Below are 24,048 nucleotides of genomic sequence, written 5' to 3'. Positions count from 1 at the left end.
TCCTTCGGTTATCCGCCGCAGCCGCCCCCGCCGCCGCAACTGCTGCCTCCGCCGCACGAAGACCCGCTGCTGCACGAGGAACCGCCACTGCTGCACGACGATCCGCCGCTCGAACCGCCGCCCCCGGTCCAGCTGCCACCGCCGCTGATCAGCGCTGTGCTCATCTCCTCGTCCGGGTACAGCGCGATTCCGCCGAGCGCGACCACCGCCGCGGCGCCGACGAGCAATGCTCCGTTGCCGTTCCGGCTCGTGGCAGCGAACTCCTCAGGCCGCTCCTCGGCAGCTTTCGCGTCTTCGCGGGCGCGCACGACGATCGCGTGGCCTGCGTCGGTAGCGCGGGAGGTCTTCGAGCCCTTGCGGACCGCGTAAGCGATCAACGTCAGGGTCCCGGCCACGACGAGCAACCCGATCAGCCCGCCGATCGGCCGGTCCAGCTGCGCTCCGTTGACCGCGCGGATGATCCCGATCAGCAGCAACACGGCGTACGCGGCCACGATGCCGGCGCGGAAGCCGTCCAGTCCGTCGCCGGCGACGAGCAGCCCGCGTCGTTCGAGGTCCTGGCGGATCTTCTCCACTTCCGGCTGGACCGTCGGCGACTTGCGCACCATGGCGACGGTCGCCGTTCCGCCCTGCGCGGCGTCGTGCACCGCGCGTTCCAGCCTCTTGCGAGCCGGTCGCTTGCCGATCGCGCTCAGCTTGCCCTTGCTGCTCACCCGCAGGAGTTCCTGTTCCAGCAGCGTCGCGATCGCGGTGTCCACCGTGCGGTCCGAGCCGCCGGCCAGGTACGCGAGCTGGTAGACGTCCGGCTGGAGCGGCGCGTCGACGGTCGCGGGCGCGTTCCCTCGCCGCGACCGCGCGATCGACGGCCAGCTGATCTGCACCAGCAGGACGACGGCCAGCGCCAGGCCGAAGATCAGCAGGAATTGCGGGCCGGAAATGCCCCACGGTTCGTCCACGGCTTCCCCCTCGTTTCAGCGTTGCCGGAACCCTAACCGGCCGGTCGCCGGAGGCTGTCGGCAGAACTGACGCACTCGATGTCCGGTTCGTTCCCGGCTCAGCTGTTCCCGCCGCCGCAGCCCCCGCCGCACCCGGAACCGCCGCATCCGGAGCCGCAGCCCGCTCCGCCGCCGCAGCCAGACCCGCAGCCCGTCCCGGCGGCCCAGTACCCCGCCGGTCCGGCGAACCCGCCCGCGGCTCCCGCGATGGCCGCCCCCGCCCGACGGGTCGCCGGGAGACCGCGCAGCAGGGCGACCCGCAGCTCGCGATCCGGGTGGTTCGACAGTCCGCCGACCGCGACGCTCCCGGTCAGCCCGCTGATCAGGCTCTGATCCGGCCAAGCCGCTTCTGCGGCCTCACGTCCGGCGTCGGTCGGCCGGATCCGCCGGGCAGCCCGGCGACGGGACAGCGCGGCGAACACGAACCACGCGGGCAGCAGAACCGAAATCAGCACGTAGCCGTTCAGCCCGCCGACAAACGCCGCCACACCGGCCGCCGCCAGCACCGCTTCTTCGATCGCGGTCCACTTCCACGCTCGCCGCAGCGCGTGGCCGTCGACCAGCAGTCCGCGCTTGGTGAGGTCGTCGACCAGTTCGCGGACCGTGTCGCCCCAGACGAGACCGCGCAGCACCGTCGCGATCCCGACCCCCGTGCCGGTCAGCTCGGCAGCTTCCCTGCTCAGCGCGTCCGACGGCTCGGTCGGCGTGCGATACAGCCGTCCCACGGAATCCGCGCGCAGTTGCTCCCGCTCCAGCATCGAGGCGACCGTCGTCTCGGCGACGCGGAACGGTCCGTTCGTCAGCAACGCGACCTGCGCCGCGGACGTCAGCCGGGTTTCGGGATGCCTGCCGCGGTGCAGCCGGGCGGCGGTCCGCCGTCCGAGCCACCAGCAGACCAGCGCCAGCACCAGGATCAGCGCGGCCGGCATCGCGCGTTCGATCGTCCAGTCCATCACGGTCCCCCTCCGGATGAACAAACCACGTTACCCGCGTGCCCGGGGTTGCCGCCGGACGAAAAACCGCCCTCCCCGGGAGCGGGAAGGGCGGTTTCAGCGGACCTCGGCGTCAGTCGCCGGAGTCCTCGACGAGCTTCAGGGAAATCGAGTTGATGCAGTACCGCTGGTCGGTCGGGGTCGCGTAGCCCTCGCCCTCGAACACGTGCCCGAGGTGGCTGTGGCACGAGGCGCACAGCACCTCGATGCGCCGCATGCCCATGGTGCGGTCCTCGCGCAGCAGCACCGCGTCGGAGTCCGCCGGGTCGTAGAACGACGGCCAGCCGCAGTGGCTTTCGAACTTCGTGTCGCTGCGGAACAGCTCCGCGCCGCAAGCCCGGCACTCGTACACGCCGGTGGTCTTGGTGTCGGTGTACTCGCCGGTGAACGGCCGTTCGGTGCCGGCTTGCCGGAGCACCGCGTACTCCTCGGGGGCAAGCTGCTCCCGCCATTCCTGGTCGGACTTCACCACGCGCGGAGTGGTGCCGACGACGGGTTTCATACCTTTCACCCTTCCCACGTTACCTGGAGAGAAAAGCGACCGTGTGCAGCGCGATGTCCCAGGCGGTGACCAGCAGCCCGAGCACGATCAGCACCACGACCAGCGCGGACACCCAGTAGCGGAGCCCGCCGGTGCGGTTGCTGGACTCGGCGAAGTCGGCGACCTGGTCCAGGCACGCCTCGACGGTGAAAGTCGGCCCGGTGCGCTCCATCCGGTCGAGATGGGCGGCGAACGCACGGGCCTCCGGGTCGTACGGATCCAGCCCGACCAGATCCTCGTGGAACCGAGGATTCCAGCCCGGCGGCAGAGCTCCGTTCTCGGCCATGCTTCAAAGGTAGGCTATTCGTCCCGCTGGACCCACCTCTGCGGCGAGTGTCACTGCGCTGGCGCGCCGCTTCCGAGGCGAGGGTCGCTGTTGATCATCAGCGTGCCGTCCTCCGTGGCGATGACCTGCACGACCTTCTGCGTCTGCGCGCCGTTTTCCGGAATCAGCGTGATCTGAACGTCGGCGGAGCCGTCCGGGTTGTTCTGGCGTTTGTAAACGCTCGCGTTCCGGTAGGTGTTCAACTTGTTCTGTGCCCAGTACGAGGCGAACGCGGCCTGATCGCCGAAGGCTGCCTGCGCCGAGGGGGTCAGCATCGCCCACGCCTCGGGTTTTCCCACAGCCCCGTAAAAATCAATGACCCGATCACCCGCTGGCCCCCATTGCACGGTGCCGTTGGACTTGACCGGCGGCGCAGAGGAACTCGGCGTGCTCGACGGAGACGCCGGAGCGGAGGAGTTCGGCGCGGGCGGCTGCGCGTTCGACGAACTGCCGCCCTTGTCCCGACTGCTGCTCAACACGAGAAACACCACCAACGCCACCGCAACGACCGCCGCGGCACCGCCAGCGAGGAACGCCATCTTCTTCTTCCGCGCCGCAGCAGGCGAAACCCGATCCCCCGACCCAGCACCGGAGTAGTTCGGCGCAGCAGCAGTCGGCGTAGGCCGCACAGCGGGCTGCGGACGCGGCGGAGTATTCGCCGGGGGAGCGGGACGCGAAGGCGCGCCCATCGGCATGAACGCCGCGGTCGGCGTCCGAGGCGGGTTAGACGGAGCCTTCGGCGCGGCAGCGGCAGCCGCCGCCGGAGCACTCGCACGCGCCCACGGCGGACGGGACCCGTTGCTCCCCGGACCGCGATTCCCCGACAGCAACTGCTGCGGTGCGGCCGGTTCCCCGGTCGCCAGCTGAGCCAGCCGCTCCCGTGCCTCGGCCATGCTCGGCCGCTCGGAAGCTTCGCTGCGCAGCAGGCTCATCAGCAACGCGGTCGCCGGACCGGCCTGCGTCGGCGGGTTGACCTGGCCGTTCGCCGCCGCGTAGAGCAGCGCGAGCTGGTTCGTGGTGTTGCCGTACGGCGTCTGCCCCTCGATCGCCTGGTACAGCGTCGCGCCGAGGGCGAAGACGTCCGAGCTGGGCACCGGGTCGGCGCCGCGGGCCAGTTCGGGGGCGAGGTACGCCGGGGTTCCGCCGATGAGGCCGGTCTGGGTGAGCGTCATGTCGCCGGCCGCGCGGGAGATGCCGAAGTCGGTGATTTTCGCGGTGCCGGTTTCGTCGATGAGGATGTTGCCGGGCTTGACGTCCCGGTGCACGATCCCGGCGCGGTGCGCGGCGACGAGCGCCGCGGCGACCTGTTCGCCGATCCGCGCGACCTGGCCGACCGGCAGCGTGCCCTGTTCGGACAGCACCGCGGACAGGCTCGGGCCGTTGAGGTACTCCATCACCAGGCACGGGTCGCCGCCGTGCTCGGCGACGTCGAACACGACGATCGCGTTGGGGTGCTGGAAACGGGCCGCGTTCTTCGCCTCGCGCATCGCGCGCTGGCGCATGTTGTCGCGTTCGGCCTCGGAGACGCCCGGCTGCGGCAGGATCTGCTTGATCGCCACCGACCGCTCCAGGCGCACGTCCACGGCACGCCACACCACGCCCATGGCACCGCTACCAATGTGCTCGACGAGGCGGTAGTGCCCCGCGATCAGCTGCCCGGTGTCGATGACGCCCGCTCCTGACGAAAGTCCCGTGATCGTGGTCGTGCGCAGCGCGGATACCCCTCGCGCACCCGAACGAGTGTAGCGGTCGGAAGTACCTGCCCGCCGTCAGCCAGCCGGTGCCGACGGCACGGGGGCCTCCGGCTCGGCGGCGGGGACGCGCTTCCGCAGCACCCGCACCAATCCTGCCGCGCCGAGCGCGGCGAAGACCGCGTAGCAAGCCAGCAAAGCGGGCGGCGTGTCGCCGGTCAGCGCGTCCGCGAAAACGACCACCGCGATAGTTCCGGGGACGCTCCCGAGCGCCGTTCCGGCAAGGTACGGAACGAGTTTCACGGACGAAACGCCGCACAGGTAGTTCATCGCCGAAAACGGGACGACCGGGATCAACCGCAGCGACGTGATGGCGAGCACGCCGCCGTCGGAGAGCCGGTCGTTGACCGCCCGCACCGGCGCGCGGTGGAGGTGCCGCAGGATCAAGTCGCGGCCGAGCAGCCGGGCCAGCCCGTACGCCAGCCCGGCGGCGATCGTGGTGGCCGCCAAGGCGATGACCACCCCCGCGACGCTCCCGACGAGCAAACCGGCGGCCAGATTGAACACCGTGCGCGGGATCGGCGCGACGGTGAGCAACGAGTAAGCCACGAGGAGCACCAGCGGAGTCATCGATCCGGTCTCCGCGGCCCAGGCGCGCAGCTGTGCCGGTCCCGGAATCGGCAGCCACACCGCGGCGGCGCCGAGAAGAGCTAGCACGACCAGGGCGGCGATCAGCTTGGTTCTCCCGGACACCCCGCCACGGTACGGCACTCGCGGCTACGGTGGCCGCATGGCCAAAAACGGCGATCCGGTCGAGTACCAGGTGGGGGAGCGCACCGTCCGGGTGTCGAGCCCGGACAAGGTCTACTTCCCCGAACGCGGCATCACGAAGCGGCAGGTGGTCGAGTACTACCTCGCCGTGGCCGATCCGTTGCTGCGCGCGATCGGCGAGCGGCCGACCACGCTGAAACGCTACGTCGACGGCGTCACCGGCGAGTGGTTCTACGCCAAGCGCGTGCCCAAGGGCGCGCCGGACTGGCTCGAGACCGCGCGGATCACCTTCCCGTCCGGCCGCACCGCCGACGAGGTCTGCCCGACCGAACCCGCGGTGTTCGCCTGGGCGGCCAACCTCGGCACGTTCGACTTCCACCCGTGGCCGGTCCGCCGCCCTGACCTGGATCATCCGGACGAACTGCGGATCGACGTCGACCCGCCGGAGCGCGCCGGGTTCGCCGATGCCGTCGAGGTCGCCGGCGTCGTCCGCGAGGTGCTCGCCGACGCCGGGCTCACCGGCTACCCGAAGACCTCCGGCGGCCGCGGCGTGCACGTCCTCGTGCGGATCCGCCCGGAATGGGACTTCATCGCGGTGCGGCACGCGGTGATCGCGCTCGGCCGCGAGGTCGAACGGCGGATCCCGGACAAGGCGACGGTCTCCTGGTGGAAGGAGGAACGCGGCGGTCGCGTCTTCCTCGACTACAACCAGGCGGCCCGGGACCGGACGGTCGCCTCCTCCTGGTCGGTGCGCGGCACCCCGCGCGCGACCGTGTCGACCCCGCTGACCTGGGATTTGCTCGCCGACGTCGACCCGGACGACTTCGACGTCCTGACCGTCCCCGGCTTCCTCGCCGAGCACGGCGACCTCCACGCGCCGATGGACGAGAAGGCGTTCGGCCTGGAGACGCTGCTGGAGTGGTACGAGCGCGACGACCGCGACCTCGGCGGTGCGGAACTGCCGTACCCGCCGGACTATCCGAAAATGCCTGGCGAACCGAAGCGGGTGCAGCCGAGCAAGGCCCGATCCGACCAGGCGTGATCGTCCGATCGCCGGGCGTGTTCACTCTCGGTGATCAACATTGCGGGGAATTTCGCGAATGTTTTCGCAGGTCGTACTGGTTTTTCCGAGGTCGATTACCGTGAGGTGCACCGCTAAGCGGTAACGCGCCGGGGTCGAGGTGCGACTATTGCCGGAACCGGAGGGGAGCCGGGACCGGAGGAGGGAGACGTCGTGGACGACCTGATCGCGTTCCTGGCCGCGCGCGTCGGACAGCGGCAGGCGCTGATCATGCAGGCGGTGCAGAAGGGCAAGGCCGGCGAGTCGCTCAACCGCGGCGAGGCCAAGGTCGGGCTCGAGGAGCGGGTCCGCTCCCTTGGCGACCTCGAACTCGACGTGGTCAACCAGATGATCAACGAGATCGAGGCGACGCGGCGGATCATGCTCGCGCATCGGACCACGGTGTCGGAGAAGGTGCCTGGGTTTCCGTTGTACGGCAGCGAGTATTGGTGTGAGACCTGTCATGTGCCCGCGGACGAGGCCGGGTCGAATTGGTGTTTGACGTTGCGGTTGCTGGCGTTGCCGTATGCGGATCATCCGGATTACAGCGAGCGGTGGAGGCCCTGATCGGCTCGTCGCCTGGCGGCGACATCGCGCTCGCTGTGGGGGCCCGCCACCCCGAAGCCCAATTGTGCTGACGGTCGGCGGGTGCTTGTCAAGGCGGGAAAGATGCCTTGACAAGCACCCGCCGACCGCAGGGATGCTTCGGATCGGGGTTGCGGGCGGTGTGGGTGCCTCGATCGTTGGGTGCGTCGGTGCCTGTTTAGGGCCGTGAGGGGAACCCCGACGGAATCAGAGTCAATGAGGGTGGCCCTCACGGACGGTCGTGAGGGGCGGGAATTCGCGCTTGGCGAATGGCGTTGCCGTGGGCGTGGACGTTCCGATTTCCGTGCTGGACCGGTCGCCCGTGCGGCGAGGGCGGGGGACCGCGCAGGCGATCCGGGACACTGTCGCGTTCGCGCGTGACATCGAAGCTCTCGGCTATCACCGGTTCTGGGTTTCCGAACACCATGGCGTGCCTGGGGTCGCCGGGTCTTCGCCTGCGGTGCTCGCGTCCGCTGTCGCGTCTGCGACCTCGCGTATCCGGGTCGGGTCCGGGGGCGTGATGTTGCCCAATCATCGGCCGCTCGTGGTTGCTGAGCAGTTCGGGATTCTGGAGTCCTTGTTCCCTGGGCGGATCGATCTCGGGATCGGGCGTTCGGTCGGGTTTATCGAGCCGGTGCGGCGTGCGCTTGGCCAGGGCAAGGACGCGGCCGACGGCTTCGACGGGCAGGTTCGCGAGCTTCTCGCATTCTTCCGGGGCGAGCACGACGGGGTGCACGCGATCCCGGCCGAGGGGCTGTCGGTGCCGGTGTTCTTGCTCGCGACTGGTGCGGGTGCGGATCTCGCGGCTGGGCTCGGGTTGCCGCTGGTGATCGCTCCGGCGCATGGGCAGCGTGCGATGGTCGAGGCGATTTCGCGGTACCGCGAAACATTCCGGTCCGATGTGGACGATCCCTATGTCGTCGTGTCGACAGCGGTCGCGGTTGCGGACACCGCGGAGGAGGCTCGGCGGCTGCTGGTGCCCGAGGCATGGTCCACTGTGTACTCGCGCAGCCATGGCGTTTTCCCGCCGCTTTCGCCTGCGGACGAGATTTTGGCGCTGCCGATGACCGACCGTGAACGCCGTCGTCTCGACGACACCTTGGCCGGGCAGATCAGTGGCACCCCGGACGAGGTCGGCGCACGCCTCGCGGATCTGGTCGACTCGACCGGGGCGGACGAGTTGCTCGTCAGCACCAGCACTTACGACCCGGCGGCGCGCGTCGAGTCGTTTGCCGCGCTTGCTGAGTTGACTGCGACGGAACGGCTTTCGGTCTAGCCGAGGACGATCGGCAGCTTCTCCGTCAGCGACCCCAGCACCGCTTTTTCCTCGTCGGTTGCGGCACGGCGGCCGGTCGCTACCAGGAGCGCGGTCTGGTCGTCCAGGGTTGGCGGAAGTGGCGAACCCAGGGCGGTTTCGACGGTTCGCCGGGTCGCGGCCAGGCAGTCTGCGTCTGGACCGTCCACTCCGGACAGATGCATGACGAGGTCCAGGTGGTGCAACGTCGCTTCCACGACGTAGGTCTCGAAATAGTCCGCGACCGTGAGCACGTAGTCGCGGGTTTCGACCTTCGACGCCGGGTCCGCGAGCGCGGCGGCGCGTCCGGCTGCCTGGGCGAGGTCGTCGAAGTGGTGCGCCAGCCAGGCGGTGGAGCCGTAGCTGAGCGCCGCGCGGCGGGTGAACAGGCCTTCTTCGTCCATGCCGGTCGGCAGGTCGGTGCCGAGTTCCCAGTATTGCGCGGCAGTGTGCGTCGGCTCGCCTTCGGCGGGGGTCGCGAGCGTGATCAGGATGTCCTGCGCGTCGATGACCAGGTGGAACACCAGATCCTGCACCAGCCAGCCGGTGCATCCCGACGGGGCCAGCCACTGCCCGCCTTCAAGCGATTTCACGGCGTTCTGAAGCGCGTTCCAGGAGCGGAAGAAGAGGTCCACGACGGCACTTTAGCGATCGCGAACCCCCGCGGCATCCGATTTACAGCCGCAGCAACAGTTCAGTGAGCAGGCGCTGAGCCGGATCAGTCAGGTCGATCCCGGACACTTCCGACGCCCGCCGCACCCGGTAGCGCACGGTGTTCGGGTGGATGTTCAGCGAGCGCGCGGCCGTGCGGACGTCGCCGAAAGCGTTCAGGTACGCCAGCACAGCGGGGATCAGGATGTCGCCGTGATCGGCGTCGTGGGCGCGCAGTTGCGCAAGCCGCGGATCGCGCAACCGGGGCTGATCTCCCAAGTAGGCCAACACTTCCGACAGCAACACGTCCGCCCGGACGTCAGCCAGCGACGCGACGTCGGACGGCCAATGACCGCGCGTCATCGCCATCAGCACCCGATCGGCGTCGCCGCGCGACAACGCTGCGTCCGACAGTCTCGGCACGACCCCGCCGAGCGCGGCGCGGACCGGGGCGTCGAGGTGTTTCCGTGCCGCACCAACGATTTCCTTCGCCAACGCCAGCACCGGCGCATCCGAGTGTTCCGTCAGATCCGGGAGCAACGCGTACACCCGGCCGCCGAGCACGCTCACTAGCGCGGTCCGCCGATAGGCCGCGGTGTGCACGGCGATCAGGTGCACCAATTCGGCCCGGCGCAGCAACCGGTCCGAAGCGGCCGTCGTCTGCTGCCGGGAAAGCGTGAACGCCAAAACCTGTGCTGGACGCGCCGGATCGGCACCGATGTCGTCAGCGACCGACTCGGCGTCGACGCGTCCTTCCAGCAGTCCGGCGAGCAAATCCTCGCGCAGCCGAAGTTGCGGATCGGGCAGAGTTCGGGCGCGGATCAGTTGCGGGGCAAGGGTTCTGCTCGCGCCGAGCAGCGCCACCTCGGCTTGTTCGGTCAGCGGCTGCGCGCCTTCCTGGACCCAGATCGTGCCGAGCGGCTGCGATCCGGCGTGGATCCCGGCGGCGATGCGGCGGCGGATTCCCAGCTCCGGGCGCTCGTCCACGCGCACGATTCCTTCGCCGGCCCGCAATCGCTGGTAGACGCCCCATTCGCGGAGGATCGCGAGGTACCGTTCCGGTCCTTCGCGGCCCAAGATCGACAACCGCCGCAGCTCGTCGACCTCGTCGCCGGCTCGTGAATACGCCAGGACGCGGCTCGCGGTGTCCTCGATGCTGACCAGGCCGCCGGTGAGTGTCGCGACCGTCTGGGCCAGCGCGAACAGGTCGCCGAGCACCTCGCCGGTTTCCGCTTCGCCGCCCGCTCGGGCCGCGTCGACGACCCCGCGCGCCAGTGCCTCGACCTGCTCCCATCGCGCCTCCGCGCCGACCGTGAGCAGCGCGACGCCAGCGTCCGCGGCGACGTCCGTGCCGCCTTCGCCCTTCACCGCCACCGCGGCCGCTCCGGCGCGTCCGGCCGCCCGGATCGCCGCCGCTGCCGACCGGCCGCGCGCGCCGATCACCAGGACCAGGTCGCCGGGGTGCGTTTCGGGCGGGTCCTCGGGGTCGAGGATCACCACGTCCTGCACCGGAACGCCCAGTCCGCGCGGCGCGACGAGCACCCGCACGAGCGGTTCGCCGAGCGTCGCGAGCACGTGCCGCAGCGAGGCGCCGGCGAACGGTTCGGCGGCCGTCATCGCGTAGGCCGATCGGACAAAACCATATGGGCGATTCTAGCCGCTTGAACAAACCCCTGAACGCCGTGCAGCGTTATCTTTCGGGCATCCGACGAGTAAGCCAACGAGGGAGCCGCCGTGGACGCCGTGACCCAGACCCCCGCCCCGAAGAACGAGCCGGTGCTGACGTACGCGCCGGGCAGCGCCGAGCGCGCCGAGCTGGAGGGTGCGCTGAAGAAACTGGGTCAGGCCGGTCCCGTCGACCTGACGGTCACCGTCGGCGGCGAGCAGCGCGCGGGCGGCGGCGAGAAGATCGACGTTGTCCAGCCGCACAACCACGGCCACGTCCTCGGGACCATCCAGAGCGCCACGAAGCAGGACGCGACCGACGCGATCGCTGCCGCCGCGAAGGCCGCTCCGGAGTGGCGCGCGCTGTCCTACGACGACCGTGCGGCGATCCTGCTGCGCGCCGCTGACCTGCTGAGCGGCCCGTGGCGCTCGACGCTGAACGCGGCCACCATGCTCGGTCAGTCGAAGACCGCGACGCAGGCCGAGATCGACTCCGCGTGCGAACTCGCCGACTTCTGGCGCTTCAACGTCGCCTTCGGCCGCAGCATCCTCGACCAGCAGCCGGTCAGCTCGCCGGGCGTGTGGAACCGGATGGAGCACCGTCCGCTCGAGGGCTTCGTGTACGCGATCACGCCCTTCAACTTCACCGCCATCGCCGGCAACCTGCCCACCGCGCCCGCCCTGATGGGCAACACCGTGCTGTGGAAGCCGTCGCCGACGCAGAGCTTCGCCGCGCACCTGACCATGCGGCTGCTCGAAGAGGCCGGCATGCCGCCGGGCGTGATCAACCTGCTGCCTGGCGACGGCAAGGCCGTCTCCGAGGTCGCGCTGACGCACCGCGACCTGGCGGGCATCCACTTCACCGGCTCCACCGCGACCTTCCAGCACCTGTGGGGCACTGTCGGCGCCAACATCGCCGGCTACCGCAGCTACCCGCGTCTCGTCGGCGAGACCGGCGGCAAGGACTTCGTGCTCGCGCACCCGTCGGCCGACATCGACGTGCTTCGCACCGCGCTTGTCCGTGGCGCCTTCGAGTACCAGGGCCAGAAGTGCTCCGCCGCTTCGCGTGCGTACGTGCCGCGCAGCGTCTGGGAGCAGCTGAAGGACGGCCTTGCGTCCGAAACCGCCGCGCTCTCGTACGGCGACGTCACCGACCTGTCGCACTTCGGTGGCGCGGTGATCGACCGTCGGGCCTTCGACAAGCACGCCTCGCTCTTCGAGCGCGTTAAGAACGACAGCGAGGTCGAGATCCTCGTCGGCGGCACTGCGGACGACAGCTTCGGCTACTTCGTGCAGCCGACCGTTCTCGTGTCGACGAACCCGAAGCACGAGATCTTCAGCACCGAGTACTTCGGCCCGATCCTGTCGGTCTACGTGTACGAAGACGCTGACTTCGACGCCGTACTGCAGCTGGTCGACGAGACCGCTTCGTACGCCCTCACTGGCGCCGTCATCGCGAACGACCGCACGGCCGTCGCGAAGGCTTCGCAGGCGCTGCGGTTCGCCGCGGGCAACTTCTACGTCAACGACAAGCCGACCGGCGCGGTCGTCGGCCAGCAGCCGTTCGGCGGGGCGCGCGCCTCGGGCACGAACGACAAGGCCGGTTCGGTCTTCAACCTGCTCCGCTGGACGAGCCCGCGCTCGATCAAGGAGACGTTTGTGCCGCCGACCTCCGTGCGCTACCCGCACCAGGGCTGAGAAGGAGACACCGTCATGCTGCGTGCCCCGTTGCTCGCCGCCGCTCGTTCGCAGCGGATGCGTGCGCTCGTCGAAGCGGTACCGGTCACCCGGTCCGTAGTGCGCCGGTTCGTGTCCGGCTCGGCTACCGCCGACGCCGTGCGCGCCGCACGGGAACTGGCCGCCGACGGCCGGAAGATCACCATCGACCACCTCGGCGAAGACACCACCGACGCCGCACAGGCCACCGCCACCGTGCAGGCGTACGAGGAGTTGCTGACGGCGCTGTCCGAACAGGGCCTCGCCAAGGGCGCGGACGTCTCGGTGAAGCTGTCCGCGGTCGGGCAGTTCCTGCCGGGCGACGGCGAGGGCGTCGCGCTCGAAAACGCGCGGAAGATCTGCGCGGCGGCCGAAGCGGTCGGCGCGACAGTGACGCTCGACATGGAGGACCACACCACCACGGACTCGACGCTCGGCATCCTCCGCGAGCTGCGCGCCGAGTACCCGTGGGTGGGCGCGGTCCTGCAGGCCTACCTGCACCGCACCGAGCAGGACTGCCGCGAGCTGTCCGGTCCCGGGTCGCGCGTGCGGCTGTGCAAAGGCGCTTACGCCGAGCCGGAGTCGGTGGCGTTCCAGGACAAGTCCGAAGTGGACAAGTCCTACGTGCGCTGCTTGCGCGTGCTGATGGAGGGCAAGGGCTACCCGATGGTGGCCTCGCACGACCCGCGGATGATCGCGATCGCGGGCAAGCTCGCCGCCGACGCCGGCCGCACGTCCGGCGACCACGAGTACCAGATGCTGTACGGCATCCGGCCCGAGGAGCAGAAGCGGCTCGCGGCCGAAGGCGAGACGATGCGCGTGTACGTGCCCTGCGGCGACGAGTGGTACGGCTACTTCATGCGCCGGCTGGCCGAGCGTCCGGCGAACCTCGCGTTCTTCCTGCGCGGGCTGGTCACCCGGTCCTGAAACGCTGCGAAGGCCCGGCACCCTGGTGGGTGCCGGGCCTTCGTGTTTCCCCGGGTTGCGCCTGTGGCAGCGGGCTCAGGCCTGCTCGGCTTCTTGCGCGGCGGCGGCCTTGCGCACCTCGTCCATGTCGACCTCGCGGGCCTGGCGGATGAGGTCCTCCAACGCGGCTTCCGGAAGGGCGCCGGGCTGGGAGTAGATGAGGGTCTTGTCGCGGATCACGGCGAGCGTCGGGATCGAGCGGATGTTGAACGCCGCGGCGAGCTGCTGCTCGGCTTCGGTGTCCACCTTCGTGAAGGTGATGTCGCTGTGCTTTTCCGACGCCTTCTCGAACACCGGCGCGAACTGGCGGCACGGGCCGCACCAGCTTGCCCAGAAGTCGATCAGCACGAACTCGTTGTCGGTCACGGTCTGGTCGAAGTTGTCCGCGGTCAGTTCCACTGTGCTCATGGGTGGTCCAACGAACGAACCGGGTGGGGAATTCCCCGGGGCGCGGTAGCGTCCTGGTGGGTGTCCGACGCTTCCTTGGAGGTTGATGTGGCTGACGGGATCTTGGGGCGGATCGACGAGCTGATCGCGCAGGAGAAGGAACTGCGCGACCGGGCGATCGGGGTCGGGCTGTCCTCGGACGACCGCGAGCGGCTCCGCCGGGCCGAAGAGGAGCTCGACCAGTGCTGGGACCTGCTGCGGCAGCGCCGGGCCAGGGTCGAGTTCGACGACGATCCGGACGAGGCTTCGGTCCGGTCGGTGGGCGAGGTCGAGGGATACCGGCAGTAGACATTGCCGAAAGCTAACGGTTAGCTTTTGGCAACTGGTCGCATTTTGTGACTGATAGCATCCGCGGATGACTGAGCCGTCCGGGCGGCGCGAGCGCAAGAAGGCTGCGACCCGCCAGAAGATCGCCGACACCGCGCTCCGGCTGTTCCTCGAGCGCGGGTACGACGAGGTGGGCATCCGGGACATCGCGGCCGAGGCCGACGTCGCCGTGACCACGGTCTTTTCGCATTTCGCCTCGAAGGAAGCGCTGGTCTTCGAGCAGGACTCGAACTTCCAGGAAAGCCTGCGCGGCGCGGTCGAACGGCGGTCGTCGGCGGAGGCGCTGATCCCGGCGCTGCGGGACGAGATCCAGGCGCTGGTGCGGCATTGCACCGCGGACAGCGTCGCGCCGGTCTGGCGGATGATCGACGGGTCGCCCGCGCTGCGGGAGTACGAGGAATCGATGCGGCTGCGGCACGCGGAGTCGCTGGCCGCGGCGATGGCGGCCGATCCCGGTCTCGAGCGGACTCCGACGGCGTGCCGGGCGATCGCGCGGTTCGTGGTCGACGCCTACTCGGTGGCTCGCGAGGCGGCTGACCCGGAGGCCGCGGTGGACGAGGTTTTCCGGATGATCGAGGCGGCCTGGGCGGCTGCCAGTCCTGCTGTGTCCCGTTAGGACCGTCTCCCGCGCGTTTGCTGCCTTTCTGGTCGCGAGTGGCGGAATTCGGTGCGCTGTCGGCGTTTTCGGCACTTCCGGTGAAAATCTCGGTCTCATGTGGGTGAGCGGATCCCGCCGGGTCGAGCGATGCGCTGTCGAACAGGTGTTCGAGATACTGGATGGGTGTTCGAGACGACTTCGGCGGGACAGCCCCGGTTCCGCCACCTCAGACCTCAGCGGGGATTGCTCAGCCGGATCAGCGGGCTGGTGCGCGGCTGGCGGCGCTATCTCGGCGAGAGGGAGCCGTTCGACAGACGCGCTGCGCACACCACGCGGCGCGAGCGGCTCCGCGCCCAACCTGTTGCTCGGCGACGCCGCGATCACCAAGCGGCCGCACCTGCGGCTGATCACCAAAGAGCAGGCCGACTGCGCGTACTCCGTCTCGCAGGTCGCCGGCCAGGCCGGTCCCTAGGCCGGGCAGAGAGTGCCGTTGTCCGGGATCTTGCCGTCGATCAGGAAGGCCTGCGCGGCTGCGGTGACGCAGGAGGACTGGCCGACCGCGCCATGCGCGACGCCTTGCCACGTGACAGTGACGGCGCTGGGCATCTGGTCCGCGGCCCGGGTCGTGCCGATCTGCGGCGTGACTGGGTCGGTGGCGGTAGCGGCCACCAGCATGGGCGGGGCGCCTGGCGCACCGGCGGGAGGCAGTGCCTCGCGGCGGACCGGCCAAGCGCCGCACCAGGCGAGTTCCTGGGCGACCGCAGCGCCGAACTGCGGGTACTTGGCTCGCATGTTGGCGGCGGCGCGGTCCAGTTGATCGGCGGGCAGCCGCGTGGTCGAGTCGTTGCATCGGGTCGCGATGGTGCCGCCGATGCGCGACGTACGTCCGCGAACGTCCGCGACGATCGGATTCGCGAACCCGGCCAGCGCGGTGACGTCGCCGTTCTTCGCGGCGTTCAGCGCGTCGGCGAGAGCGGGCCAGTTCGACCGGTCGGCGAGTCCTTGGTACACCGCGTAAGTCGCCACGCCGGGGCTCATCGTCACGCCGTCGTCAGTGTCCACAGGGGACGTACGGAGCCGGTCGGTCACGGTCTTCAGCGCGACCTTCGCATCGCCCATCGGGCAGTTGCGGGCGGCGCAGTCCGCGGAGAAGGCGTCGAACGTCGACTGTGCGCCGGCGGCTACCGCGTCGAGCACCGCCGCCCGGTCGGCGCCCGGGTCCGGGATGCCGTCCAGCACCATGCGGCCGACCTGCGCCGGGTAGCGCACCGCGTACTCCGAAAGCACCTTCGAGCCGTCACCGCGGCCGAGCGCGTTCAGCCGGTCGAGGCCGAGTTGTTTGCGCAGTTGGTCGAGGTCCCCGGCGGTACGCCAGCTGTCCAGCGCGGTCTGCGCGGTGTCGAGGTCGAGCGCGCACTGCTGACCGGCCCGGCGAGCCGCGTCGAGCACCTCGCCGAGGCCGCCCTGCGCCGGGTCCGCGCCCAGCAGGTCCGAACGCACTTCCAGCGGCACGCACTGCACGCCGCCGGACAGCCCGGTGCCGCGCCGGTCCACGCCGATCAGCGAGAACTTCTTGAGGAACTCCGGCGGAAGCCGGGTCGCCAGGCGCGCGGCGAACAGCGAGCCCGGCTCGCCGCCGACGTCGTTGACCACCACGAGCGGGATCGGTCCGTCGCCCGCCTTCAGCACGAAGATGCGGGCGAGCAGGTGCTGCGAGTCCTCGGGCGCGTCGAGCGGGGAGGTCATCCGCGCGCAGCTGACGTGCAGCGAATCGGGCAGCGCCGGAGCGGCCATCCGCTGCCGGGTGTCCGCGTCGCAGTTGGCCCATCGCAGGGCGGACTTCTTGGGCTCTGCCAGCGGCGGCAACGGCACGGCGGCGGTGCTCGGGGGCGGCGCGGTGGTGGTGCGTCCGTCGTTGTCGATCACCGCGGGGCGCACGGAGGGACCGCTGGTGCACCCGGCCAGCATGAGCACTCCCAGCGTCGCCGCCACCAGCCGGGCGCGCGTACGGGAACGGCTGGGGGAACGGCGGTGCACGGGCTGGTCCTCACGTCTGCTCGGCGGAACTCTCGGACGAGCTTGGCACGCCTGGTGTGGGAAGCCAGTGAGCGGGTCCTGCGGCGTGTCCGGTCAGCGGGTCCGCACGACCTCGCCCCGGAACACCGCCGACAGGTCGTACCGGGCAGGCTCGTCCAGCTGCGAGTAGCCGCACGACGACGGCTCCCGGTCCGGCCGCCAGCGCGCGAACTGGGCGGTGTGGCGGAAGCGCGACGGATAGCCGCCCTCCGTGTGCTCGTACGAGACCTCCACCACGCGCTCCAGCCGCAGCGGCACCCACGGTTGTTCCTTCGACCGCCAGCGCGTGATGCCGCCCGGGATCCGCTGGCCCTCGCGGACCGCGTCGCCCAGCCACGGATGCCCTTCGCCGTCCGTGATCAACGGGGCCAGCTCCTGAGCCAGCTCGCGGCGGCGCGCGACCGGGAACGAACCGACCACGCCGACGTGGTGCAGCAGCCCGTTCTCGTCGTACAGGCCCAGCAGGAACGAGCCGACCGCTTCGCCCGGCTCGCCGTCCACGTGCCAGCGCAGGCCCGCCAGCACGCAGTCCGCGGTGCGGGAATGCTTGTACTTGAACAAAACCCGCTTGCCCGGCGAATACGGCTCGTCCAGCGGCTTGCCGATCACGCCGTCCAATCCAGCCCCTTCGAACAGCTCGAACCAGCGCCGAGCGGTCTCCGGATCGGTCGTCGCCGGCGTAAGCGCGATGCCCGGCAGGGACTCGAGCCGTTCGCGGCGCGCCGACGTCGGCTCGTCCACAAACGACTCGTCGCCCAGCGCGAGCACGTCGAAAGCCACGAACTGCGCCGGCGACTGCTCGGCGAGCAGCTGGACGCGGCTGTCCGCCGGGTGGATGCGCTCGGTCAGCGCGTCGAAATCGAGCTTGCCGTCGCGGGCCACCACCAGTTCGCCGTCGAGCACGACGCGCTCCGGCAAGGATTCCCGCAGCGCGGCGAGGACTTCCGGGAAATACCGGTTCAGCGGCTTCTCCGCGCGCGACTGCAGGGTGATCTCGTCGCCGTCCCGGAAAACCAGGCAGCGGAACCCGTCCCACTTCGGTTCGAACAGCAGTCCGCCGGAATCGGGAATGGCTTTCGCCGGCTTCGCCAGCATGGGCTTGATCGGTGCCTGCACAGGGAGTGCCATGCGGGCATTCTGGGCGAAACGCGGGATCAGCGCACGCGTGCCGGGCCGGTCGTGTCGAGTTCGAGCCGCACCGCGGTCGGCAGGGTCTCGACACCGAGCGATTCCCTGGCCCTCGTCAGCACGTACGCGTCGAGGTCTTCCCACACCCGCCGGACTTCCGCGCCCTCGGCCAGCCAGAGCGTGATCCGCAACGCCGGATCGGCCACGGTTCCCACCGAACGGACACGGGCCCGGGTAACCCCGTCAACGCTCTCCGCGTCGGTTTGCACGGCGTTGGCCAGCGCTCCGGCCGTGACGGTGAGTTCAGCGCCGATCGTCTCGTCGAGCTTCAGGTCCGGACGGCGTTCCGGGCGCAGCGAACGGAAAAACCACCACAGCCCGAACACGAGCAGCAGCACCCCGAGCACCACCGCACCGATCCGCGCGTACAGCGCGTGGTCGCCAAGCCAGCCGACCGCGATCGGGTCGAGTACCGGCCGGTGCCCGCGGAACTGCCCGAGCCACCCCATGCCGACCACCAGCGCTCCGGCACCAGCCAGCACACCGAGGACACCGACCAAGGAGGTCAGCGTGCGCTCGGCGCCGTACGAACGGCCTTGCGCGCGACGCGCCGCGGAAGCGCTCATCACCGGTCCTTCGGAGAGTCGACGACCACGGACACCTTCGGACGACGCTGCAGCGGGAGGTCGTCCAGCACCCCCGCGACGGTTTCCAACAGCCGCGGCCGCAGCTGTTCCTCGTTCTCCAGGCGGCTTGTCGCGCGCACGCGCACCCGGCGGGAGCTGGCCGTCACGGACGCGCCGCGCACGTTGTCCTCCGCGCGCACCGCCAGTCCGACCAAGCGCGCGAGCGCTCGCGGCGAGGTGTTCACCGTGATGCCGTCAGCGGGATCGGTCATCCGCACCGCTCGGTCGCCCGCGCCGAGGGCCAGCAACAGGAGCACAAGCCCGGCGAGCAAGACGATTCCCGCGGTGAGCCGCACTGGCGTGCTGGTCCAGTCCAGCTCGGCGATCGCGGCTTTCCACCGCGGCCACGGCACGAGCAGGGGTTCCTTGTCAGGCTGCCACCAGGCCCACCCGACCTCGAGCGCTAGCAGCGCGCCGCTGGCAGCGACGGCCAGGCCGAGCAGCGTGGAGAGAAGACGGACGAGGATGCGCATCATCGCACCCTCGGCGGCACGTCCGGCAGCAACGCGGTGACCGTCACCGCGACCGAACGCACGTGATAGGAGGTGATGCGTTCGACCTCTTCGACGACCTTCTCGCGCACCTGCCCGGTCACCTCGCGCACCGGTGCCGGATAGCGCAACGCGAGATCGAGGGACAGCTCGACGTCGTTGTCCGAGCCGCCGACCTTCGCGGAGGCGCCGGTGGTCCCGGTGCTGACCCCCGCGACGCGGCGCTCAGTGCGCATCGTCCCGGGCACCTGGTCGGCAGCGTGCTGCGCGACCTTGCGCACCACGGCGTGCGCGATGGTCAGCGAACCGCGCTCGGCGGGCTCCGGAAGGTCGTTGCGGGACGGCCCTGCCTCGACCGCCTGGGTCACTTGTCTCGGCCCTTCCCGAACAGGTCGCCGAGGTCGAGTTCGCCGTCGAGGACCCGGCCGACCACGAGCCCGATGATGCCGACCGCGAAGGTCACCAGGAAAGCGGTGAATCCCTGCGTAGCGGCCAGGCCGAGAATCAGCCCGGCGAGGATCCCGGTCTGCGTAGCGTTCAACGTGCGCCCTCCTGGGATGTGCGTGCTGCGGTGATTGCTGGTGCTGCCGGTGTTCGGTTTGGCGACCGTCTTCGCGGCTGTGGCTCACGCGGTGCTTCAGGACCGCCGCCCGGCCTGTGCCCTGGGACCGGACGTGGGCGGGTGCCGCAGCCGACGCACCGGTCGATCAGAAGGTCATTCGACCCGGCTCGACTCGGATTCGTCCTCCTCGCCGGGCAGGTGGACGTCGTTGACCGCGATGTTGACCTCGATCACCTCGAGCCCGGTGATCTGCTCGACGGAGGTGATGACGTTGCGCCGCACGTCGCGGGCGACCTCCGCGATGCGCGCGCCGTACTCGACGACGACATCGAGGTCGATCGCGGCCTGCTTCTCGCCGACCTCGACCGAGACGCCCGCGGTGGAGGTCGCGCCCGACCCCGGGATCCGGTCCCGGATGGCCCCGATCGCCCGCGACACCCCGCCGCCGAGCGCGTGCACCCCGGCGACCTCGCGCGTCGACAGCACCGAGATCTTCTGCACGACCAGCGACGAGATCGTGGTGCGCCCCGCGGTGTCTGTCTGGTCAGCCGCCGCCAGCGCGGAAGACGGGACAGCAGTAGGCACATCGGGCCGGTTCGTGCTCGGCATGGTTCCTCGCTCCCTGTATGCGGACATGGCGCGTCCAGTGTCACCGCGAGCGGCCCGCGGCGCCGGAGACGTGCCCTCCGAAAGGACCTCCCGACCGGGCGAAAACTCACGCGGCATCCCTCGAATGGGTGAGTCTCCAGTCAGCCCGGCCCGCGCCGCGACACAGCGCGCCCGACCGGCAGCCCACGGATCAAGCGCCGTGCGATGGCGGCCTTGGCGGCAGCGCCGCTGGTCCCCAGTCCGGTGACCGACCTCGCCGCTCGCGCTGGTCTGGTCGCACACCTCGATCCATCGATCCGGTGCCGCGGGGCCTCGCCGTCCGCCAGGCCGCGCGCGGCTCGGTTCAGCGCGGTGCCCGGCCACCTCGCCGTTTGCACCGGGTCTGGTCACGCGCCTCGGGCCGGTGCCGCGGTGCCTCGCCGCTCGCGCCGGTCTGGTCACACCGCTGCCCCAGTGCCGCAGCGCCGCACCGAGCCACTTCGTCACCCGCCCCCGCAGCGCAAGCCAGACCCGGTGCCGGAGCCCTGACCAGCGCGGCACCCCGGTGACAGTCACCACACGCATCCCGCCTCACCGGCCCCCTCTGCGCCCGAAGGCGGCTCCGACCGGGGGATTTGCCCTTCCCAGCCCGGTCGAGGCGCGCCCAAGGGGCCGGGGCCGTCCGGATAGGCTCTTCCACCATGCCCGCAGCTGCGCTGACCGACCGGTTTCCCGAGCTTGGGGCCGACGAGCTGATCGCGTCCCTCGTGCCGCCGCCGCGGTTTGGCGAGGCTCGGTTTTCCACTTACCTGCCCAACCCGGACGAGCCCAGCCAGGCGGCCGCGGTCGAAGCCTGTTCTGCGTTCGCTTCGCGGATCGGGGCGGCGAAGGCCAAAAAGTCCCGGCTGCGGTCGCTCTTCGGCGGCGGGGCGGCGATTCCGGACGGGCCGATGGGGCTTTACCTCGACGGCGGCTTCGGTGTCGGCAAAACCCACCTCCTCGCGTCGACGTGGCACGAGACTCCGGGGCCCAAGGCGTACGGGACGTTCGTCGAGCTCACGCACCTCGTCGGCGCGCTGGGGTTCGCCAACGCGGTCGCGCGGCTGTCCGAACACCGGCTGCTGGCGATCGACGAGTTCGAGCTCGACGATCCCGGCGACACCACGTTGGTCAGCCGGCTGCTGCAGGAGCTCACCGACGCGGGCGTCTACGTCGCGGCGACCTCCAACACCCTGCCGGACAAGCTCGGCGAGGGGCGGTTCGCGGCGGAGGACTTCCTGCGCGAGATCCAGGCGTTGTCACGGCGGTTCGGCGTCGTCCGCGTCGACGGGCCCGACTACCGGCACCGCGGGCTGCCGGATGCGCCTCCGCCGGTCAGCGACGACGAGATCGACGCTTCCGCGGCCGCGCACGAAGGGTCCACTGTGGACGAATTCAGTGCCTTGATGACGCATCTCGAGCGCCTGCATCCCTCGCGCTACGGGAAGCTGCTCGACGGGGTGCGGCGGGTTCACCTCAAGCACGTGACACCGGTGCCGGACCAGATGGTCGGGCTTCGGCTGGTCGCGTTGGCGGACCGGCTGTACGACCGGGCGATTCCGGTCGTCGTGTCCGGCGTGCCGCTGCCCGAACTGTTCGGCGAGGAGATGCTGAACGGCGGCTACCGCAAGAAGTACCTGCGTGCGATCAGCCGGTTGACGGCTCTCGCGCGCGACGCGGTGACAGCGCCGCCCGCAGCGCGGTGACCACTGCGGGGGCGAAGCAGACGCCGCCGACGATGTCGGTCAGGTAGTGGTAGCCGAGGCCGATCATGCCGATGGCTGCGCAGCAGACCAGTACTGCTCCTACCGCAACGGCGACAGCCTTGAACCGCACCAGCAGCACTATGACGGTCAGCACGGCTAGCAGGCTGACGGTGTGGCCGCTGGGGTAGGCGAGCGTGCCGCCTTTCCAGCGGTCGAAAGCGGGTTTCAGCGCCCAGCTGTTCAGCGCGATGGCGACGAGTGGGCCTGCCACGGCGAGTAGTGCGTCCAGTCGGTTGCGTTGGTAGAGGCAGATTCCGGCGATGACGACGACGGCTGGGATGAGCACGTACGGCTCGGTGGGCAGCACAAGCGTGTTGAGCAGGGCCGGGCTCAGCGTCGAGGCGTGCCTCTCGGTCCATTGGTCCACTGTGCCCGGTGCGTAGGGGGCGACTAGCAGTCCCAACACAAGCGTGGCGAGCGCGCAGAGCGCGGCGAAGAGGGCGAGAGTCCGCCTGGCGGTCACAGATCGGAGCCTAGTCACATTCACCGCGGCGCGCGGGTCCTTCTTTCGACACTGATTGGAGGGCTGATGGGGGACACCGAAATCCACGGGACTGTCTCGGACGGCTTCGAGGCGGTCCGCGAGGAGTTCGTCACCGCGGCTGAGGCGAGTGCGGGCGTGCAGTTGGCGGTCCGTGTGCACGGGCGGCTGGTGGTTGATCTCTGGGCGGGCGACGTCACGGGCGAGACGTTGACCGGCGTCTATTCCTCGACCAAGGGGGCGACCACGCTGGTGGTGGCATTGCTGGTGCAGGACGGCGTGCTGGACCTGGACGAGCCGATCGCGCGCCACTGGCCGGAGTTAGCCGCTGCGGGCAAGGGCGGGATCACGGTGCGCGACGTGCTGACCCATCGTTCCGGCGTGATCGGGGCGGACGGCGGGCTGTCCGCCGAGGAGCTCGCGGACGATCGGGTGATCGCGCGACGGCTGGCCGGGCAGCGGCCGTTCTGGCGGCCGGGGTCTGCTTACGGCTACAGCGGATTCGCCGGGTTCTCGATCGTCGCGGAGGTGGTCCGGCGGGTCACCGGGCGGTCGGTGCAGGAGCATTTCGAGACGCGGATCAGGGAGCCGTACGGCTTGGACCTGTATCTCGGGCTGCCGGAGCAGGAGGACCGCCGGTACCGCGAGGTGCTGGCGGGGGAGTCGAGTGCGGAGGAACTCGCGGCGTTCCAGGCGTACGCTCCGAGTCCGTACAGCTTGGGCGGCATCGGCTACGGGCTCGATTTGACGCCGCCGCTTGATCAGGTGGCGTTCGTCAACACGCGGCGGGTGCGGGCGCTCGGGCAGGTTTCCGCTGGTGGGGTCGGCAGCGCGCGGGGGCTGGCTGGGCTGTACGCGGCTGCGGTGTCCGGTTTGGACGGACGGCCGCCGCTGCTCAAACCTGGCACGCTCGGCGAGTTCGCGATGCTTCATTCCACTGGCCGTGACCTGGTGACCGGGGATGCGGGCCAGTACGCGCTCGGGTTTCAGGCGAAGGGGTTGCGGTATCCGTTCCTCAGCGCGAATGCGTTCGGGCACAACGGATCCGCCGGGTCCGAGTCCTTTGTGGATCCGCGCAGCGGCATCGCGTTCGGGTACACGCGGCGGCAGTTCTCCGCGACCTGGTCCTATCCCGAACACGACCGGCTGGCTGCGGCAGTCCACGCGGCGGCCAGCCGGTGAGCGCCGGGTAACCGCCGTGATGCGATGCTTGTCCCATGTCGCTGTTCTCGCGCCGTCCGGCCGAAACCCCGTCCGGCCCGTTCCGCTTCCGGATCTCCGAGATCTACCAGATCCCGACGCGGGGCATCGTGGTCACCGGCACGGTCACCGACGGCACGGTCCAGGTCGGCGCGAACGCGGTGGTGCAGCTGCCCGGCGGCGCTCGCCAGGTCGTGGTGACGAGGATCGAAACTGCCCGCCGCAAACGGCAGTCCGCGGAAGCCGGTGCCGAGGCCGGGCTTTACCTGTCCGGTCTCAGCGCCGGCGACATCCCGACCGTGCCGGGCGGCGACGGGCAGCAGCAGGACAACAACGCGCTGCGCGGCGTCGAGGTGACCTCGGCCTGAACGGACACTCTGTGTGAGCATTACCTCTGGTGTCTTCAC

At 70.2% G+C, this 24,048-nt stretch carries 27 protein-coding genes; 10 read left to right on the top strand and 17 right to left on the bottom strand.

What is annotated here, in order from left to right; all coding sequences use genetic code 11:
• Positions 1-8: 8 nt before the first annotated feature.
• The 6 genes from DMP23_RS03980 to DMP23_RS03955 all read right to left on the bottom strand — a co-directional run bounded on the left by DMP23_RS03980 (position 9) and on the right by DMP23_RS03955 (position 5,297).
• A complete protein-coding gene (locus DMP23_RS03980) occupies positions 9-956 on the bottom strand; it encodes a TIGR04222 domain-containing membrane protein (protein WP_337820196.1) in 948 nt (315 codons plus the stop codon).
• A gap of 98 nt (positions 957-1,054) precedes the next feature.
• Positions 1,055-1,948, bottom strand: coding sequence for a TIGR04222 domain-containing membrane protein (locus DMP23_RS03975; RefSeq protein ID WP_337820195.1), 894 nt, complete (start codon positions 1,946-1,948; stop codon positions 1,055-1,057).
• A gap of 112 nt (positions 1,949-2,060) precedes the next feature.
• Complete coding sequence (gene msrB, locus DMP23_RS03970) at positions 2,061-2,489, bottom strand: peptide-methionine (R)-S-oxide reductase MsrB (RefSeq protein ID WP_037819046.1); 429 nt, start codon at positions 2,487-2,489, stop codon at positions 2,061-2,063.
• 19 nt (positions 2,490-2,508) lie between these two features.
• Positions 2,509-2,814: a hypothetical protein gene (locus tag DMP23_RS03965; protein ID WP_009075657.1), complete on the bottom strand. Its 306-nt coding sequence runs from the start codon at positions 2,812-2,814 to the stop codon at positions 2,509-2,511.
• Between the two features lie 50 nt (positions 2,815-2,864).
• The gene (locus tag DMP23_RS03960; protein ID WP_443111245.1) at positions 2,865-4,457 is read right to left on the bottom strand and encodes a protein kinase domain-containing protein; all 1,593 of its coding nucleotides are present in this window, start codon (positions 4,455-4,457) and stop codon (positions 2,865-2,867) included.
• A gap of 165 nt (positions 4,458-4,622) precedes the next feature.
• Entirely contained in the window at positions 4,623-5,297 is a 675-nt protein-coding gene (locus tag DMP23_RS03955) for a TVP38/TMEM64 family protein (RefSeq protein ID WP_337820194.1), read from the bottom strand.
• Between the two features lie 37 nt (positions 5,298-5,334).
• On the opposite strand from DMP23_RS03955, the gene DMP23_RS03950 reads away from it, so the two are divergent.
• The 3 genes from DMP23_RS03950 to DMP23_RS03940 all read left to right on the top strand — a co-directional run bounded on the left by DMP23_RS03950 (position 5,335) and on the right by DMP23_RS03940 (position 8,236).
• The gene (locus DMP23_RS03950; protein WP_134666393.1) at positions 5,335-6,357 is read left to right on the top strand and encodes a DNA polymerase domain-containing protein; all 1,023 of its coding nucleotides are present in this window, start codon (positions 5,335-5,337) and stop codon (positions 6,355-6,357) included.
• Between the two features lie 192 nt (positions 6,358-6,549).
• Complete coding sequence (locus DMP23_RS03945; protein ID WP_134666391.1) at positions 6,550-6,942, top strand: DUF6221 family protein; 393 nt, start codon at positions 6,550-6,552, stop codon at positions 6,940-6,942.
• A 298-nt stretch (positions 6,943-7,240) separates the two neighbouring features.
• Complete coding sequence (locus tag DMP23_RS03940) at positions 7,241-8,236, top strand: LLM class flavin-dependent oxidoreductase (RefSeq protein ID WP_337820193.1); 996 nt, start codon at positions 7,241-7,243, stop codon at positions 8,234-8,236.
• Here the strand turns inward: DMP23_RS03940 and DMP23_RS03935 are convergent.
• A complete protein-coding gene (locus tag DMP23_RS03935) occupies positions 8,233-8,889 on the bottom strand; it encodes a maleylpyruvate isomerase N-terminal domain-containing protein (protein WP_337820192.1) in 657 nt (218 codons plus the stop codon). The genes DMP23_RS03940 and DMP23_RS03935 overlap by 4 nt on opposite strands.
• Positions 8,890-8,929: 40 nt before the next feature.
• On the bottom strand, positions 8,930-10,522 hold the full coding sequence (locus tag DMP23_RS03930; RefSeq protein ID WP_337820191.1) for a PucR family transcriptional regulator: 1,593 nt from the start codon (positions 10,520-10,522) through the stop codon (positions 8,930-8,932).
• 117 nt (positions 10,523-10,639) lie between these two features.
• Between DMP23_RS03930 and pruA the strand changes: the two genes are divergently transcribed.
• Positions 10,640-12,268, top strand: coding sequence for an L-glutamate gamma-semialdehyde dehydrogenase (pruA, locus tag DMP23_RS03925; RefSeq protein WP_337820190.1), 1,629 nt, complete (start codon positions 10,640-10,642; stop codon positions 12,266-12,268).
• A 15-nt stretch (positions 12,269-12,283) separates the two neighbouring features.
• Positions 12,284-13,213 carry a proline dehydrogenase family protein gene (locus tag DMP23_RS03920; RefSeq protein WP_043838311.1) on the top strand — a complete coding sequence of 310 codons (930 nt, stop codon included), beginning with the start codon at positions 12,284-12,286 and terminating at the stop codon, positions 13,211-13,213.
• 75 nt (positions 13,214-13,288) lie between these two features.
• Here the strand turns inward: DMP23_RS03920 and trxA are convergent, their stop codons facing one another.
• Positions 13,289-13,660 (bottom strand): thioredoxin, encoded by a 372-nt coding sequence (gene trxA, locus DMP23_RS03915; RefSeq protein WP_009075676.1) that lies wholly within the window; start codon positions 13,658-13,660, stop codon positions 13,289-13,291.
• Positions 13,661-13,747: 87 nt separating this feature from the next.
• Here trxA and DMP23_RS03910 point away from each other — a divergent pair, with 87 nt between their 5' ends.
• Together DMP23_RS03910 and DMP23_RS03905 are read left to right on the top strand one after the other, a co-directional pair.
• On the top strand, positions 13,748-13,987 hold the full coding sequence (locus tag DMP23_RS03910; RefSeq protein ID WP_037819206.1) for a DUF2630 family protein: 240 nt from the start codon (positions 13,748-13,750) through the stop codon (positions 13,985-13,987).
• 67 nt (positions 13,988-14,054) lie between these two features.
• Positions 14,055-14,642: a TetR/AcrR family transcriptional regulator gene (locus DMP23_RS03905; protein WP_337820189.1), complete on the top strand. Its 588-nt coding sequence runs from the start codon at positions 14,055-14,057 to the stop codon at positions 14,640-14,642.
• Between the two features lie 450 nt (positions 14,643-15,092).
• Here the strand turns inward: DMP23_RS03905 and DMP23_RS03900 are convergent, their stop codons facing one another.
• From DMP23_RS03900 to DMP23_RS03870, 7 genes are all read right to left on the bottom strand, one after another.
• Complete coding sequence (locus DMP23_RS03900; RefSeq protein WP_336158451.1) at positions 15,093-16,592, bottom strand: alpha/beta hydrolase; 1,500 nt, start codon at positions 16,590-16,592, stop codon at positions 15,093-15,095.
• A 162-nt stretch (positions 16,593-16,754) separates the two neighbouring features.
• Entirely contained in the window at positions 16,755-17,828 is a 1,074-nt protein-coding gene (locus DMP23_RS03895; protein ID WP_043838306.1) for an ATP-dependent DNA ligase, read from the bottom strand.
• A gap of 26 nt (positions 17,829-17,854) precedes the next feature.
• The gene (locus DMP23_RS03890) at positions 17,855-18,454 is read right to left on the bottom strand and encodes an alkaline shock response membrane anchor protein AmaP (RefSeq protein ID WP_337820188.1); all 600 of its coding nucleotides are present in this window, start codon (positions 18,452-18,454) and stop codon (positions 17,855-17,857) included.
• Positions 18,454-18,987 carry a DUF6286 domain-containing protein gene (locus tag DMP23_RS03885; RefSeq protein ID WP_337820187.1) on the bottom strand — a complete coding sequence of 178 codons (534 nt, stop codon included), beginning with the start codon at positions 18,985-18,987 and terminating at the stop codon, positions 18,454-18,456. The genes DMP23_RS03890 and DMP23_RS03885 overlap by 1 nt, the downstream gene beginning before the upstream one ends.
• Positions 18,987-19,373: an Asp23/Gls24 family envelope stress response protein gene (locus DMP23_RS03880; RefSeq protein WP_037819025.1), complete on the bottom strand. Its 387-nt coding sequence runs from the start codon at positions 19,371-19,373 to the stop codon at positions 18,987-18,989. Before DMP23_RS03880 ends, DMP23_RS03885 begins: the two co-directional genes overlap by 1 nt.
• Complete coding sequence (locus DMP23_RS03875) at positions 19,370-19,546, bottom strand: hypothetical protein (RefSeq protein ID WP_009075692.1); 177 nt, start codon at positions 19,544-19,546, stop codon at positions 19,370-19,372. The genes DMP23_RS03880 and DMP23_RS03875 overlap by 4 nt, the downstream gene beginning before the upstream one ends.
• Positions 19,547-19,720: 174 nt before the next feature.
• Complete coding sequence (locus tag DMP23_RS03870) at positions 19,721-20,176, bottom strand: Asp23/Gls24 family envelope stress response protein (RefSeq protein WP_337820186.1); 456 nt, start codon at positions 20,174-20,176, stop codon at positions 19,721-19,723.
• Between the two features lie 680 nt (positions 20,177-20,856).
• On the opposite strand from DMP23_RS03870, the gene zapE reads away from it, so the two are divergent.
• On the top strand, positions 20,857-21,900 hold the full coding sequence (gene zapE, locus DMP23_RS03865) for a cell division protein ZapE (protein WP_275295570.1): 1,044 nt from the start codon (positions 20,857-20,859) through the stop codon (positions 21,898-21,900).
• Here the strand turns inward: zapE and DMP23_RS03860 are convergent.
• Entirely contained in the window at positions 21,842-22,423 is a 582-nt protein-coding gene (locus DMP23_RS03860) for a phosphatase PAP2 family protein (protein WP_337820185.1), read from the bottom strand. The genes zapE and DMP23_RS03860 overlap by 59 nt on opposite strands.
• A gap of 66 nt (positions 22,424-22,489) precedes the next feature.
• Here DMP23_RS03860 and DMP23_RS03855 point away from each other — a divergent pair, with 66 nt between their 5' ends.
• Positions 22,490-23,623, top strand: coding sequence for a serine hydrolase domain-containing protein (locus tag DMP23_RS03855; protein WP_337820184.1), 1,134 nt, complete (start codon positions 22,490-22,492; stop codon positions 23,621-23,623).
• A gap of 35 nt (positions 23,624-23,658) precedes the next feature.
• The gene (locus DMP23_RS03850; RefSeq protein ID WP_337820183.1) at positions 23,659-24,009 is read left to right on the top strand and encodes a hypothetical protein; all 351 of its coding nucleotides are present in this window, start codon (positions 23,659-23,661) and stop codon (positions 24,007-24,009) included.
• The last annotated feature ends 39 nt before the right edge of the window (positions 24,010-24,048 follow it).

The sequence above is a fragment of the Amycolatopsis sp. A1MSW2902 genome (genome assembly GCF_017312175.1).
Lineage (GTDB): Bacteria > Actinomycetota > Actinomycetes > Mycobacteriales > Pseudonocardiaceae > Amycolatopsis > Amycolatopsis nivea.
Note: the sequence above shows the minus strand (reverse complement) of the source record. Positions and strands in the feature narration are given on the sequence as shown.

Coding starts and splice junctions, on each gene's coding strand:
- DMP23_RS03855 (WP_337820184.1), top strand. CDS start 22,490: ATGGGGGACACCGAAATCCACGGGACTGTCTCGGACGGCTTCGAGGCG.
- msrB (WP_037819046.1), bottom strand. CDS start 2,489: ATGAAACCCGTCGTCGGCACCACTCCGCGCGTGGTGAAGTCCGACCAG.
- DMP23_RS03885 (WP_337820187.1), bottom strand. CDS start 18,987: ATGCGCATCCTCGTCCGTCTTCTCTCCACGCTGCTCGGCCTGGCCGTC.
- DMP23_RS03905 (WP_337820189.1), top strand. CDS start 14,055: ATGACTGAGCCGTCCGGGCGGCGCGAGCGCAAGAAGGCTGCGACCCGC.
- DMP23_RS03920 (WP_043838311.1), top strand. CDS start 12,284: ATGCTGCGTGCCCCGTTGCTCGCCGCCGCTCGTTCGCAGCGGATGCGT.
- DMP23_RS03890 (WP_337820188.1), bottom strand. CDS start 18,454: ATGAGCGCTTCCGCGGCGCGTCGCGCGCAAGGCCGTTCGTACGGCGCC.
- DMP23_RS03950 (WP_134666393.1), top strand. CDS start 5,335: ATGGCCAAAAACGGCGATCCGGTCGAGTACCAGGTGGGGGAGCGCACC.
- DMP23_RS03965 (WP_009075657.1), bottom strand. CDS start 2,814: ATGGCCGAGAACGGAGCTCTGCCGCCGGGCTGGAATCCTCGGTTCCAC.
- DMP23_RS03850 (WP_337820183.1), top strand. CDS start 23,659: ATGTCGCTGTTCTCGCGCCGTCCGGCCGAAACCCCGTCCGGCCCGTTC.
- DMP23_RS03960 (WP_443111245.1), bottom strand. CDS start 4,457: ATGGGCGTGGTGTGGCGTGCCGTGGACGTGCGCCTGGAGCGGTCGGTG.
- DMP23_RS03930 (WP_337820191.1), bottom strand. CDS start 10,522: ATGACGGCCGCCGAACCGTTCGCCGGCGCCTCGCTGCGGCACGTGCTC.
- DMP23_RS03975 (WP_337820195.1), bottom strand. CDS start 1,948: ATGGACTGGACGATCGAACGCGCGATGCCGGCCGCGCTGATCCTGGTG.
- DMP23_RS03900 (WP_336158451.1), bottom strand. CDS start 16,592: ATGCTGGCCGGGTGCACCAGCGGTCCCTCCGTGCGCCCCGCGGTGATC.
- zapE (WP_275295570.1), top strand. CDS start 20,857: ATGCCCGCAGCTGCGCTGACCGACCGGTTTCCCGAGCTTGGGGCCGAC.
- trxA (WP_009075676.1), bottom strand. CDS start 13,660: ATGAGCACAGTGGAACTGACCGCGGACAACTTCGACCAGACCGTGACC.
- DMP23_RS03895 (WP_043838306.1), bottom strand. CDS start 17,828: ATGGCACTCCCTGTGCAGGCACCGATCAAGCCCATGCTGGCGAAGCCG.
- DMP23_RS03870 (WP_337820186.1), bottom strand. CDS start 20,176: ATGCCGAGCACGAACCGGCCCGATGTGCCTACTGCTGTCCCGTCTTCC.